Here is a 13,194-nt window from a genome sequence, read left to right on the forward strand (position 1 = left end):
GCGGCTTGCCTATGATGGCTCCATCAAGGCAACCCGAACCGGAGACAACATGGCCGCAGACCGCTACCCCCTCGCCGAACTCAAGGACCTGCCCGAGGACATCCGCACCGCGATCCTTGCCGTGCAGGAGAAGGCAGGCTTCGTGCCGAACGTGTTCCTCGGCCTCGCGCGCCGCCCCGCCGAGTGGCGCGCCTTCTTCGCGTACCACGACGCGCTCATGCTCAAGGAGGAAGGCTCGCTCACCAAGGGCGACCGCGAGATGATCGTCACCACCACCAGCGCGGCCAACAAGTGCCTCTACTGCGTGGTGGCGCACGGCGCGCTGCTGCGCATCTACGAAAAGAAGCCGCTGGTGGCCGACCAGGTGGCGGTGAACTACCGCAAGGCCGACATCACCCCGCGCCAGCGCGCGATGCTCGACTTTGCGATGAAGGTCTGCGAACGCTCGCACGAGATCGACGACAGCGACTTCCCGCCGCTGCATGCGCACGGCTTCGATGACGAGGACATCTGGGACATCGCCGCCATCACCGCCTTCTTCGGACTGAGCAACCGCCTGGCCAGCTTCAGCGGCATGCAGCCGAACAACGAGTTCTTCCTCATGGGGCGGGTGCCCCGCGAAAAGAAGCAAGACCCCGAATAAGCCCCTGCCTCAGCCCTTGGCGCGGCAGGAGGCCAGCGCGTCGAGGGCCGGCTTGTAGGTCGGCGTGGTCACGTCCATCACGCCCAGCACCGTGTGGTACAGGTTGTCGTGCGTGAGCGGCGCATCGAGCCCCGCTTCCATGCACGAGCGCGAAAGCTTGCGCCGCTCGCTCATGCCTTCGCTGAACCAGGTGACCATGGGCACGTGCTTCTGCGCATCGGGCGCGAAGCTGTACGGCACACCGTGCAGGAACAGGCCGAACTCGCCGAGCGATTCGCCGTGGTCGCTGATGTACAGCATCGCCGGGTCGTACTGCTTCGACTGCGCCTTGAGCCAGTCGATGGTCTGGCCGAGGAAGCGGTCGGTCTGAACGATGGAGTTGTCGTACACGTTCATCAGCTCGGCATGGCCGCAGTCGGCGAGCGCGTTGGTCTTGCACTCGGGCAGGAAGCGCTTCACGTCGGGCGCCGAGCGCTTGTAGTAGGCCGGGCCGTGGCTGCCCATCTGGTGCATGACCAGCACCACGCCCTTGGCGCGGCGCTCGGCCGGCAGCGCGGCGATGCGTGCGTCCAGGCTCTTGAGCATGACATCGTCCAGGCATTCGTCGCCGTCGCACAGCGCCTTCTTGGTCGCTGCGTCGAGTCCGTCGAAGGCCGAAGCGTTCGGAATGCGCTCGCACACGCCCTTGCAACCGGCCTGGTTGTCGAGCCAGAACACGGCCAGGCCGGCTGCCTGCAGCACGTCGACCAGGGTCTCGTAGTCGTCCTTGCGCGACTCGTAGCCTTCCTTGCCCAGCGGCGAGAACATGCACGGCACCGAGGCCAGGGTGTTGGTGCCGCAGGAGCGCACCTCGCGATAGCTCAACACGCCGCGCTTGGCCAGTTCCGGCGTTGTGTCGCGCGCGTAGCCGTTGAGGGCGAAGTGGTCGGCCCGTGCCGTCTCGCCCACCACCACCACGAAGAGCGGCGGCCTGGTCTGCGCCGCGTAGCTTGCGCCCAGCGCCGTTCCGGCGGTGATGGAAACCAGCTTGCCGCTGCGCTTGAAGAGCGGCTTGATGAAGAGCGCACCCGTCGAATAGAGCGATGCGATCGGGTTCATCATGTAGCGCAGGTGCACGTTGTTGCGCATCAGCGGCGCCAGCTCGCGGTTCATGGCCACTGCCGTGCCTACGGCCACGGCCACGGACAGCAGCAGCAGCCCCACGTTGTGCGCGAGCTTGGGCAGGAAGCGCATCGGCGCGACGCGCACGCGCCAGATCAGCCAGGCCGCGGGCAACACCACCACCGCCACGTTGAAGGCCATGCGCCAGCTCAGCAGGTCGCGCGCCTCGTTGGGGTCGGTCTGCAGCGCGTTGGCGATCATGGTGGGGTCCATGACCACGCGGTACTCGAGCATGTAGTGCTGCACCACCGCGGCCAGTATTACCACCAAAAGCCACAACGGCTTCATCCAGCGCGACCAGGCCGTGAACGACAGGATGGCCGCCGAACCGCACAGCGTGAGCAGGCTCATCGACACCACGGTCGACATGTAACTGCTGGGCGCGCCGCCGATGCGGGCCAGCTCGTTCCACAGCGGCCAGTTGGTGGTCAGTACGAGGTAGAGACTGAGCCAGAGGACGACCATGGCGGCCGAGCGCGGACGCTGCAACCAGAGGTCGAAGCGGGTCCACGGGGCGCCCGAAGGAGGCGACTGTGGCGTTTTTGACTCAGAAGTACTCACCCGTTCCAATGGAACAGGCGAAATTCGTGAAACAGACATGCGGCGAATGTAACGACGCCGCCTGAAGCGAGGCTGAATTCCCCCTTCAGTCCGTGTTCAGACTCGCCGCCCTGCGCAGCCGCAATCTTGCCGAGCGCCGCCGCGCCACCAGTGCGCCCGAGGCAGCCTGGCTCATCGGCCGGCTGGCGCCCCGCTCCACCAGGATCGCCACCAGCGCGCCCAGCATGGTTGCCGCCACGATGTCGGACGGGAAATGCAGGCCCAGGTACACCCGGCTCCACGCTACAAGGGCCGCCACCACCAGCGCCGCCAGCATGGGCACGCGCGACGGCAGGCACCAGAGCGCGAAAGCGGCGGCGAAGGTGCCGGCCGCGTGCATGCTCGGGAAGCCCGGGCGCACACCCTGCGGCACCCATTGGATGCCCAGGCCGTAGTAGGCGGGCCGAGGGATCGGCGCCACCATGCGGATAAGGCTCACGACGATCCACGCCGCCAGTACGCTCAGCAGCACGGTGAACAGCGCATAGCGCCAGCGCCGGCTGAACAGCGCGCACACGCCGATGGCCAGCGTCAGCAGGGCCGGCAGCAAGTCGGAGCAGAACTCGGCGAAGCGCAGGCTCCACGGCGGCACCGTGGCACTCGCGTTGATCAGCCTGAAGAGGGCGAAATCAAGGCCCTGCATGCGCGGGCACCGCCGTGTTGGTCGAGCGCGAACCGAATCGCGCAACCGCCATCTCGATGACAAGGCCAACCGTCCAGCAGACCCAGGCCGTCCAGAGGGTGTGGCTCATGTAGTGCGCGCCGCGCAGTTGCTGGGCCACGCCCAGCACCAGCCCCGCGGCCACGGCCGTCCAGAGCCAGATCGCCGCCGCGCGGGACGATACCCGCCGCAGCACGAAGTACCCGCCCACGTAGGCGAAGGCCGCCGAAGCATGGCCGGCCGGGAAACAGCCGCCGGGACCGCCATCGCTCACGCCCCACGACCAGTGGGACACGTACCGCGCCACGCCGCCGAACTCCTGCAGGTCCCAGGGGCAGCTGGTGTGGCTCGCGTGCTTGATCATGCTGACCGCGATCACCGAGCCGAGCACGGTCAGGGCCAGTTGCGCGCGGGAGCCGGTGTCGAGGCGGCGCAGCACGCCGAAGGGCCAGCGGATCGCGGCGAACAGCAGGATCACCAGCGCCCAGCTGAGGTTGCGCGCGCCCTCATGCATGACGTGGACCATGAAGGGGTTCTCGCGCAGGGGAAAACCGAGTTGCGAGCCTGCCATGCGTGCCAGAAGCAGATCGCCGCCCGTCGCGTCCCAGGCCATCAGCGCAACCAGCGCGACAAGGGTGAAAACCCCCAGACGAAAAATGGGCGGACGAGTCATGGACGAAGGCAGGACTGAAAAACAGCCGCGAGCCTACGTTTGCGGAATGAACCGAGCCTGAAGCAAGATGAACCGAACCTGACTGAAAGGCCTGCTTCAGCCCGGGGACGCTAGACTCTTTTTCTCGTTGAAAGGACATGGCGTGCGCATATTGCTGGTCGAAGATGACACTGCATTGGCAGATGCCGTCTGCAGCTACCTTCTGGCCAAGGCCTTCGTGGTCGACGTGGCGCCGAGCCTGGCGGATGCACGCGGCGCGCTGCTGTCGGTGCAGTACGCGGCGGTGCTGCTCGACCTGCACCTGGGCGACGGAGACGGCCTCTCGCTGCTGCCCCAGATACGTGCCCTGCCCGAGCGCCCCATCGTCATCGTGCTGACCGCACGCGACCAGGTGACCGACCGCATCCGCGGCCTGGACGCCGGCGCCGACGACTACCTGATCAAGCCCTACGACCCGGCCGAGCTGCTGGCGCGCCTGCGTGCGGTCGAGCGGCGGCGCAGTTCCAGCAGCTCACCGGTGCTGCAGCTGGGCACGCTGGAGATCGACCTCGCCCACGACATGGTGCGCAAGCACGGCTCGCCGATCACCCTCACGCAGAAGGAATGGGCGCTGCTGCGCGTGATGGCCACCCGGCCCGAGCGCATCCACACGCGCGAGAACCTCGCCGACGCGCTGTACGGCTTCGGCGACGAGGCCGACAGCAACACGCTCGAAGTCTTCATCAGCCGCCTGCGGCGCAAGCTCGGCCGCAGCCACATCCAGACACTGCGCGGGCTGGGCTACCGGCTGTCGTTCTCGACGGACGAGGACGAATGACCCCGGCCAGCTTCGCCGCCGGGCGCGACTCGCTCGCCGGGCGGCTGACCCGCACGCTGATCCTGTGGGTCGGCGGCGTGTGGCTGCTTTGCGTGTTCGCGGTGGTCTGGTACGTGGACCGCGAGATCAACCACAACTTCGACAACGAACTGGTCGAGGTCTCGCACCGCATGTTCGCGATGGCGGTGCAGGAACTCGAGAAGCTGCAGCACCCGGGCGAGCAGCAGCCGCGAGAGCCGCTTATCGCGCCCAAGCAGCTCTTCTCCGAAGACGCGGTGATCTACCAGATCGTCGACCTGCACGAGCACGTGCTGCTGCGCTCCGCGGAGACGCCCGCCGACACCTTCGACGTGCCGCTGGCCGCCGGCTTCGCGAACAACCCGACCTGGCGCATCTACACCGTGCGCCACCCGACGCTGGGCCTGTTCTTCCAAGTGGCCGACCCGCTGGACGAGAGGCGCCATGCGCTCAACCGCACGCTCTTCGGCCTGATCATTCCGCTTGGCGCGGTGCTCCCGCTGCTCGCGCTGGTGCTGCGCAACGTGGCCCGCACCGAACTCCGGGTGCTGCAGGAGCTGGCCGCGGAGATCGAGAAGCGCAGCGGCGCCGACCTGAGCCCGATCACCCTGCCCGGCCTGCCGAAGGAGCTGCGCACCGTCGGCGACCACGTCAACCGGCTGCTGGAGCGGCTCTCCCATTCGCTCGACGTGGAGCGCGCGCTGGCCGCCAATGCCGCGCACGAACTCCGCACCCCGCTCGCCGCCGCGAGGCTGCGGCTGCAGACCGCGCTGGAGCACGACCTGCAGCGCAACGACGTGCAGGCCGCGCTCGACGCGCTGCGCACGCTGAGCCATCGCACGGAAAAGCTGCTGCAGCTCTCGCGCGCCGAATCGGGCGCCTCGCTCGCGCGCTCGCGGGTCGACCTCGTGCAGCTCGCCGGCACCGTGGCGCAGGACTTCTGGCAAGACCCGCAGAACAGCGGGCGCCTCGCGCTCAAGGTACCGGACAGTGGTACCCCAGCGGCCCTCGGCGACGTCGACGCGCTCGCCATCGCGTTGCGCAACCTGGTGGAGAACGCGCTGCGCTACGGCGGCGGCCGCGTCGTCATCGAGGTGATGGGCCCCGCCACGCTGGCCGTGCGCGACTCCGGCAAGGGCGTCACGCCCGAGCAGCTCGCCACCCTGCGCGAGCGCCATGTGCGCCACAGCTCCGACCGCGCGGGCTACGGGCTGGGCATCTCGATCGTGGGCACCATCGTCGAGAAGCACGGCGCGAAGCTGGAGCTGTCTTCGCCTCCGGCGGGCGCGGCGCAGGGCTTCGAGGCGCGGATCGTGCTGCAGCAGGCCTGACCGCGCGAAGCAACCTCAGCGCCGGGCTACATCCTTCCTCGGCACGAAGCCGTAGGAGTTGTCGAAGCCGAATTGGCCGGCGGAATACATCGCCGCCATCTTCTTCACGAGATGCTGCCGCACCGGTTTCGGCAGCGCGAAGTAGCTGGCGTTGGCGGTGGTCCTGCGGTCGCCATCCAGGTTGCCGGTGATCGCGTGGATGGTCGCCTTGCGGCCCTGGTGGAAGGTGACGATCTTGATGCGCCCGACGAAATCGTCGTTGACGATGCGGTCGGCACCGTCTGGCTCGAAGAAGCGGTAGACGAGGATGGGATCGACCAATCCGTCGCCGTCGATGTCCGTGAGTTCGATGAGCTTCGAGCGGAAGTTGACGCCGGCCTCGTCCCTGCCTGGGAAGTCTCGGATCGACCACTCGGACGTCAGGCCGCCGCCGTCGGCACCGACCTTGTAGAGCGCGGCCTGGATGGCCGAAGAGAGCTTTTCCTCAGGGAACGGCAGGTCCTGCTTCTCGCCGAGCAGCAGGACGTGGCTGCCCGCCTTGTCCGAATAGCAGTACCGCTTGAACACCGGAAGTTCGAACCCGGCCTTCTTCAGCGCCTCGGCGTTCAGGTACGGCGCTCCGGCGGCGCACTCGGTACCGTTCTTGCCGGGCGGCGTCTGCGCATGGCTGCCGGTGGCGAGCGATGCGAGCAAGGCGACCGCCAGGAGCGTTCTTCTCATTCGGCGCTCACGAGCGCACGCAGCCAGTCGGGCAATGTCAGCGCCTTCTGCTTCGGGAAGTCGACCCAGATCGTGGTCGCGCCTCCGGCGGCGCAAATCACGTCGGGTTCAGCCTCGCGGGCCATGGTGGCCCAGCTCTCGAAGGTGGTGCGCCCCGGATCGCTCACGTACATCTTGAGCAGCACGTTGCCCGGGTACTCGATCTGCCGGTAGAAATTGCAGAAGGCGTTGACGATCACCATGCCCTCGCCGTTGGGCTGCGGCTCGAAGCCGATGGAGTGCATCCAGTCGATGCGCGCGGTTTCGAGGTAGCGGAAGTAGGTGCCGTTGTTGAGGTGGCCCATGGCGTCCATGTCGCCCCAGCGGATGGGAATGGAGGTTTCGTACACCAGCTTCTTCTTTTCGGGGATTTCGATTCTCATCGGTGCGCCTTGATGGATGCGAGGATGCCCAGCACGAACAGCACCGCCGCGGCCCACTCGGTGGCCTGCGGCCAGCGGCCGTCCCAGACGAAGGAATACAGGAGCGCGAACAGCGTCTCGCTGACGATCAGCTGCCCGCAGAGGCTGGCCGACAGCCGCTGGCTGGCCACGTTCCAGAGAATGGTCGCGAGCCACGACGAGCCGAAGCCGCTGGCCAGCGCGATCCACACGAAGAGCATGCCATCGGGCTGTGCCTGGAGCGTGGCCACGTCGCTGCCCGCGATGAGCCACAGCAGCAAGGCGCCGAGCCCGGTCGCCACGCCCAGCCAGTTGGCCCAGTCGGTCGCGTTGAGCCCGGTGTGGCGCTGCAGCCAGGCCGCGTTGAGCAGGCCGTACACCGTCCAGCTCGCCATGGCGGCCAACGCCAGCGCGATGCCCCAGCCGAAGCGGGCACCGGTCGCCTCGCCCGCGCCGTGCTGCGCCGACCATGCGCCATAGATCATCAGCGCGATGCCCGCGCCCGTGAGCAGCAGCCCCGGCAGCAGCGCGCTCATGCGCAGGCCTGCGGGGCGGCCCAGCAGCAGCATCCAGACGGGGATCGTGCCGATGATGAGGCTGGGCACCTCCGCGCCCGCCGCCTGGATGCCGAAAGCCAGCAGCAGGTAGTAGCCGCTGAAGCCGAGCACGCTGAGGCCCAGCGCCGCGAGCGCCTGCCGCCCGTTGGGCCAGCGCACGGCGGCCGGCCGCGCGAACACCGCCAGCGCCGAGACGGCACCGAAGATGGCGAAGCGCGCTGCGGTGATGTCGACCATGCCGAAGTGGCCCACCATGCGCGGCGCCACGAAGGTCAGGCCCCAGAGGGCACCCGCGGCCAGCCCGGCCGCGATGCCGACCCACGCTCGCGGGCTCAGAGCGCGAACCCGTCGTCGGCCGCGATGACGGCGCCGTTCACGAAGTGGCTCTGGCCGCTGGCCAGCAGCACGATCAGGCCGTCGAGGTCTTCCGGCTTGCCCACGCGCTTGCGCGGCAGCATGTTGACCAGCTTGGTGCCGCCCTCGGTGCTCCAGTGCTCCTCGTTGAGCTCGGTCGTGATGTAGCCCGGGCACAGCGCGTTCACGTTGATGCCGAAGCGGCCCCACTCGAGCGCCATGGCCTTGGTCATCTGCACCACCGCGGCCTTGCTCATGCAGTAGGTGCCGATCTGCGGCATGACCTTGAGCGCCGCGGCGGAGGCGATGTTGATGATGCGCCCGCCGATGTAGGTGCCGGGCGCCGTGCCCCTGGCGCGGGCCAGCATGCGCTTGCCGACCTCCTGCGCCACGAAGAAGCTGCCCTTCACGTTGGTGTCGAAGATGTAGTCGTAGTCGTCGGGCGTCACGTCCTGCAGGCGCTGCGTGGTGCTCACGCCCGAGTTGTTGACCAGGATGTCGATGGGGCCCACCTCGGTCTCGGCGCGCGCCACGGCGGCCTTGATGCTGCCGATGTCGGTCACGTCGAGTTCGACCACGTGGGCGTCGTGGCCCTCGCCCTCGATGCGCGCACGCAGCTCCTTGAGCTTCTCTACGCGGCGGCTCGCCAGCACCACCGCCGCGCCGGCACGCGCCAGCGTCTTCGCGAACTGGGCACCGAGCCCGCTGGAGGCGCCGGTGACGAAGGCCACGCGGCCGGAGAGATCGATGCTGTAAGCCATGAACTGGATCCTGTGGAGTCGCGCAGGTGACGCGGGAGGTCCCGCCCGCGAGCGCTGGGGAGCATGCCGGACGCGACAGGGAGCATGCCTGGACGCCGCATAAAATGCCCCGCAATCCCGGGAAGCCCCCGCGTCTCGAAAAATCATTATCGATCCAACCCAGATGACCCACGACGAAATCCTCGCTCAGTTCGGCCCTCGCGAAGCCATGGAATACGACGTGGTCGTGGTCGGCGGCGGCCCGGCCGGCCTGTCGACCGCGATCCGGCTCAAGCAGCTGGCCGCGCAGCACGAGAAGGAGATTTCGGTCGTGGTGCTCGAGAAGGGCTCCGAGCCCGGCGCGCACATCCTCTCGGGCGCCATCATGGACCCGCGCGCGCTCAACGAGCTGCTGCCCGACTGGAAGGAACTCGGCGCCCCGCTGAACCAGCCGGTAACCGACGACGCGATGGTGTTCCTGGGCGAGAAGTCGGGCCTGCGCACCCCCAACCTCTTCCTGCCGGCCTGCTTCCAGAACCACGGCAACTACATCATCAGCCTGGGCGCCTTCACCAAGTGGCTGGCCCAGCAGGCAGAAAACCTGGGCGTGGAGATCTTCCCGGGCTTCCCAGCCGCCGAGGTGCTCTACAACGAAGACGGCTCGGTGCGCGGCGTGGCCACCGGCAACATGGGCGTCGGCAAGGACGGCGAGCCCACCGAGAACTTCCAGCTCGGCATGGAGCTGCTGGGCAAGTACACCGTGTTCGCCGAAGGCGCGCGCGGCCACCTGGGCCGCCAGCTCATCGCCAAATACAAGCTCGATGCCGGCAAGGACCCGCAGACCTACGGCATCGGCGTGAAGGAAGTCTGGGAAATCGACCCCAAGCGCCACCAGCCCGGCTTCGTGCTGCACACCGCCGGCTGGCCGATGAAGAGCGACACCTACGGCGGCGCCTTCCTCTATCACATGGAGGACAACAAGGTCACGATGGGCTTCATCACGGGCCTGGACTACAGCAACCCCTACCTGAGCCCCTTCGAGGAAATGCAGCGCTGGAAGCTGCACCCCAACATCCGCTGGTACCTGGAAGGCGACGAGTCCAAGGGCATCAAGCCCGCCAAGCGAATCGGCTACGGCGCGCGCGCCATCACGGCCGGCGGCCTGATGTCGCTGCCCAAGACGGTGTTTCCGGGCGGCGCACTGGTCGGCTGCGAGGCCGGCTATCTCAACGTGAGCCGCATCAAGGGCAGCCACGCCGCCATCAAGACCGGCATGCTGTGCGCCGAGGCCGCCTTCGACGCGGTCATGGCCGGCCGCCAGCACGACGAACTCACGGCCTACCCCGCCGCTTTCGAGAAGAGCTGGCTGCACACCGAGCTGAACAAGGCCCGCAACTTCAAGGCCTGGTTCAAGAAGGGCCTGGGCATCGCCACCTTCATGAACGGCGTCGAGCAATGGCTGCTGAAGGGCCACATTCCATGGACGCTGCGCCGCGACAAGCCCGACCACCTGTACCTGAAGCCAGCTTCGGAGTGCAAGCCCATCTTCTACCCGAAGCCCGACGGCAAGCTCACCTTCGATCGCCTCTCCAGCGTGTTCATCAGCAACACCAACCATGAGGAGCAGCAGCCGGCCCACCTGACGCTCAAGGACGCGACGGTGCCCGTGAACATCAACCTCGCCAAGTTCGCCGGCCCCGAAAGCCGCTACTGCCCGGCCGGTGTGTACGAGTTCGTCGGCACCGAGGACGGCAAGCAGCGCCTGCAGATCAACGCGCAGAACTGCGTGCACTGCAAGACCTGCGACATCAAGGACCCGACGCAGAACATCGTGTGGGTCACGCCCGAAGGTGGCGGTGGGCCGAACTACGTGGGGATGTAAGGCTCCCGGCCCTCTTGCCGCTCGAGGCCCTCTTCGGAGGGCCTTTTTCTTGGCCTGGCCGGAAGACCCGCCGCTTCAGGCAAGGTAAGAAACGACTTCCTCGGGCGTGAGCATGCGCACGAGCGACACGCGCGACTTCTGTTCCGAATGGAGCACGCGGTTGAACCCGTTCCAGCTGCGGCTGGGCTTGTCCTGCGTGTCCAGCGCCACCAGCACCAGCCGCCCCTGCCTGCGGGCGTTCTCGCGCAGCGAGCCTTCGCCCCATGACCACGCCATGGGATCGACCAACTCGCCGTTCCTGAAGGCATCGGCCTGCAGCCACAGGTACTCGGCGCAGTCGGTGTCGCGGCTTGCGGTCGCGCCCGCCTCGCGTGCGGGCGGCTGGATGCCGAGCGCCTTGGCGCGCTTGCGCATCAGCTTCTGTAGCAGCGAGAACGCGTGGAAGTTGTTGTTGATGGCGTGGGCCTTCACCACCATGCCGGTGCCGGAGGCCGGGAGCACCACCACCAGTTCGTCCTCGTAGGCCAGTTCGGCGGCCCCCTGCAGGAAGTGCAGGCCGTCGATCGGCAGCGAATCGTTGACGGCCAACGCATCGATGCGCGCCACCAGTTCGCCGTCGGCCAGCAGGGCGCGGTGGTTGCGCACGTCGCGCATGAGCATGGTCATGAGTGGAAGCACCAGCAGGCCAGCCGCGGCCTGCCGTGCCTCGACCTCGAAACGCTCCGGTGCAGACAGCGCGCCAAGGGCCGCCTCCGCAGCCTGCCATTCGGCGACTTCTTCGGGGTCTGCCTCTTCGCCATCGTCCTGAGGCTGTGTCGCGCAGAACGGTTCGAGCGACACGAGCAGGCCGGCCATGAGTTCGAGCGCCGCGCCGAAGAGCAGGCGCGGGTCGGCCCCGTCCTCGACGAGCGCGCCGCAGAACAGCGCCAGCAGCGCGGCCCGGTGGGGATGCAGACGAGGCAGTTCGTCGGCCGCCAGCTGAAGCACATCGTTCTTCTCGGGGCTCTCGATCACCGAAAGATAGAAATCCCTGATCTCCTTGCGCGAGAAGAACGAGGACTGGCTGTCGAGATCGGCCTCGACGCGCACCGGCTGCCGCAGCGTCTCGAGGAAATCGGGCGGGAACTTGATCGTCATGGCGTCGTTGTTTCTGCACCGGGGTCGGGCTTTCGCACGTCAACGAGGCTGCGCGCCACGAACCCGGCGGCCGCGGCACCGACGATGGAGCCCGCGAGCGAGAAGGTTGGCCCCGCCAGGCCGGCGAGTGCTCCCGCGCAACCGCCCAGGAACATCCAGGCCACCAGGGTTCGCCTGCGCCGGTACTGCGGCGAAGGCTTCTCGGCGAACATGCCGTTCGCAACGAGCCATGCCACGGCAAGAAGCCACAAGACGATGACCGTGAGCATGCAGTGTCTCCTGTCGATGAGGGGCGCTCGGTCGCGACGGTTTCCGCTGCACAAGCTGAGATCGAGCATGCCACAGGCCTCCCGCCCTCGCCGCTGCCCGCTTATCCTCGAAGCTCTCAGGAGACAAGACAGGAGACCCGACCCATGCAGATCATCATCACCGGCGGCGCAGGCTTTCTGGGCGCGCGACTCGCGCGAACACTGCTCGCGCAAGGCAGCCTTTCACTGGCCGGCGCCGCAGCCCGTCCCATCGAGCGCATCACGCTGGTCGACCGCGCAGCCCCACCGGCCGACCTGACAGCCGACGCGCGTATCAAGGCCATCACCGGCGACCTGAACGACCAGCTCTCGGCGCAGGCCGATGCCACGCCCTGGCGCGAGGCCGACGCCATCTTCCACCTGGCGGCCGCGGTGAGCGGCGAATGCGAGGCCGACTTCGACCTCGGCATGCGCAGCAACTTCGCCGCCACGCATGCGCTGCTCGAGCGGGTTCGCGCTCTCGGCACGAAGCCGGTGCTGGTCTTCGCCAGCTCGCTCGCGGTGTTCGGCGATTCGCCCGAGCAGCCGCTGCCGAAGGTGATCGAGGATCACACGCTGCCCACGCCGCAGACCAGCTACGGCATCCAGAAATTCATTGGTGAACAGCTGGTGGCCGATTTCACGCGCAAGGGCTTCGTGCGCGGGCGCAGCGTGCGGCTCATGACGGTGAGCGTGCGCCCGGGCAAGCCCAACGGGGCGGCCTCGGGCTTCTTCAGCGGAATGATCCGCGAGCCGCTGGCGGGGCTGCGCGCGGCCTGCCCGGTGCCCGACGAGACGCCTGTCGCCATCGCGTCACCGGCTCGCACCATCGAGGGCATCATCCGCGCCGCCGAGGCGAGCGATGCGCAATGGGGACCACGCACCGCGCTGAACCTGCCTTCGCTGCCGACCACGGTGGGCGAGATGGCCGCGGCGCTGGAGCGCGTGGCCGGCAAGGCCGCCACCGCCTTGCTCGACCGCACGCCCGACCCGGCGATCATGCGCATCGTGAAGACCTGGCCGGGGCGCATCGAGACGGCGCGCGCGAAGGCGCTGGGCCTGGCGGCGGACGACAGCTTCGAGGCCGTCATCCGCGAATACGTCCGTGAAAATCCCGACGCGGTGAAGCTCCCCGGTGTTGCATAGTCCGTTGCGCCTGACGCGCACCTGACC

At 67.8% G+C, this 13,194-nt stretch carries 14 protein-coding genes; 5 read left to right on the plus strand and 9 right to left on the minus strand.

The genetic code is table 11. The annotated features are described in order from the left end of the window. Positions 1 to 49: 49 nt before the first annotated feature. A complete protein-coding gene (locus ABL838_RS18875) occupies positions 50 to 643 on the plus strand; it encodes a peroxidase-related enzyme (RefSeq protein WP_126021929.1) in 594 nt (197 codons plus the stop codon). A gap of 9 nt (positions 644 to 652) precedes the next feature. Here the strand turns inward: ABL838_RS18875 and ABL838_RS18880 are convergent, their stop codons facing one another. From ABL838_RS18880 to ABL838_RS18890, 3 genes are read right to left on the minus strand one after another with little or no spacing between them, the layout of a single operon-like run. After that, positions 653 to 2,404 carry a phosphoethanolamine transferase gene (locus tag ABL838_RS18880; protein ID WP_418121465.1) on the minus strand — a complete coding sequence of 584 codons (1,752 nt, stop codon included), beginning with the start codon at positions 2,402 to 2,404 and terminating at the stop codon, positions 653 to 655. Between the two features lie 46 nt (positions 2,405 to 2,450). After that, positions 2,451 to 3,047, minus strand: coding sequence for a phosphatase PAP2 family protein (locus ABL838_RS18885; RefSeq protein WP_184636919.1), 597 nt, complete (start codon positions 3,045 to 3,047; stop codon positions 2,451 to 2,453). Beyond that, positions 3,034 to 3,738 carry a phosphatase PAP2 family protein gene (locus ABL838_RS18890; protein ID WP_418121466.1) on the minus strand — a complete coding sequence of 235 codons (705 nt, stop codon included), beginning with the start codon at positions 3,736 to 3,738 and terminating at the stop codon, positions 3,034 to 3,036. The genes ABL838_RS18885 and ABL838_RS18890 overlap by 14 nt, the downstream gene beginning before the upstream one ends. A 142-nt stretch (positions 3,739 to 3,880) precedes the next feature. Between ABL838_RS18890 and ABL838_RS18895 the strand changes: the two genes are divergently transcribed. Both ABL838_RS18895 and ABL838_RS18900 read left to right on the plus strand, forming a co-directional pair. Beyond that, positions 3,881 to 4,555, plus strand: a complete 675-nt coding sequence (locus tag ABL838_RS18895; protein WP_126021925.1) for a response regulator transcription factor — start codon at positions 3,881 to 3,883, stop codon at positions 4,553 to 4,555. Then, positions 4,552 to 5,904, plus strand: coding sequence for a sensor histidine kinase (locus tag ABL838_RS18900; protein ID WP_418121467.1), 1,353 nt, complete (start codon positions 4,552 to 4,554; stop codon positions 5,902 to 5,904). Before ABL838_RS18895 ends, ABL838_RS18900 begins: the two co-directional genes overlap by 4 nt. A 15-nt stretch (positions 5,905 to 5,919) precedes the next feature. On the opposite strand, the gene ABL838_RS18905 is transcribed toward ABL838_RS18900, so the two are convergent. From ABL838_RS18905 to ABL838_RS18920, 4 genes are read right to left on the minus strand one after another with little or no spacing between them, the layout of a single operon-like run. Further along, positions 5,920 to 6,624: a M949_RS01915 family surface polysaccharide biosynthesis protein gene (locus ABL838_RS18905; protein WP_418121468.1), complete on the minus strand. Its 705-nt coding sequence runs from the start codon at positions 6,622 to 6,624 to the stop codon at positions 5,920 to 5,922. Next, positions 6,621 to 7,046: an acyl-CoA thioesterase gene (locus tag ABL838_RS18910; protein ID WP_126021922.1), complete on the minus strand. Its 426-nt coding sequence runs from the start codon at positions 7,044 to 7,046 to the stop codon at positions 6,621 to 6,623. The genes ABL838_RS18905 and ABL838_RS18910 overlap by 4 nt, the downstream gene beginning before the upstream one ends. Next, a complete protein-coding gene (locus ABL838_RS18915; protein WP_418125880.1) occupies positions 7,043 to 7,933 on the minus strand; it encodes a DMT family transporter in 891 nt (296 codons plus the stop codon). Before ABL838_RS18915 ends, ABL838_RS18910 begins: the two co-directional genes overlap by 4 nt. 20 nt (positions 7,934 to 7,953) lie before the next feature. Then, positions 7,954 to 8,736 carry an SDR family oxidoreductase gene (locus ABL838_RS18920; RefSeq protein WP_126021921.1) on the minus strand — a complete coding sequence of 261 codons (783 nt, stop codon included), beginning with the start codon at positions 8,734 to 8,736 and terminating at the stop codon, positions 7,954 to 7,956. Between the two features lie 163 nt (positions 8,737 to 8,899). Between ABL838_RS18920 and ABL838_RS18925 the strand changes: the two genes are divergently transcribed. Next, entirely contained in the window at positions 8,900 to 10,597 is a 1,698-nt protein-coding gene (locus tag ABL838_RS18925) for an electron transfer flavoprotein-ubiquinone oxidoreductase (protein WP_418121469.1), read from the plus strand. 75 nt (positions 10,598 to 10,672) lie between these two features. Here the strand turns inward: ABL838_RS18925 and ABL838_RS18930 are convergent, their stop codons facing one another. Both ABL838_RS18930 and ABL838_RS18935 read right to left on the minus strand, forming a co-directional pair. Then, positions 10,673 to 11,734, minus strand: a complete 1,062-nt coding sequence (locus ABL838_RS18930) for a hypothetical protein (RefSeq protein WP_418121470.1) — start codon at positions 11,732 to 11,734, stop codon at positions 10,673 to 10,675. Next, positions 11,731 to 12,003 (minus strand): hypothetical protein, encoded by a 273-nt coding sequence (locus tag ABL838_RS18935; RefSeq protein WP_418121471.1) that lies wholly within the window; start codon positions 12,001 to 12,003, stop codon positions 11,731 to 11,733. Before ABL838_RS18935 ends, ABL838_RS18930 begins: the two co-directional genes overlap by 4 nt. Positions 12,004 to 12,147: 144 nt before the next feature. On the opposite strand from ABL838_RS18935, the gene denD reads away from it, so the two are divergent. After that, positions 12,148 to 13,167, plus strand: coding sequence for a D-erythronate dehydrogenase (gene denD / locus ABL838_RS18940; RefSeq protein ID WP_418121472.1), 1,020 nt, complete (start codon positions 12,148 to 12,150; stop codon positions 13,165 to 13,167). Positions 13,168 to 13,194 lie beyond the last annotated feature (27 nt).

This window comes from Variovorax sp. 160MFSha2.1, assembly GCF_048305075.1.
Classification (GTDB): domain Bacteria; phylum Pseudomonadota; class Gammaproteobacteria; order Burkholderiales; family Burkholderiaceae_C; genus Variovorax; species Variovorax guangxiensis.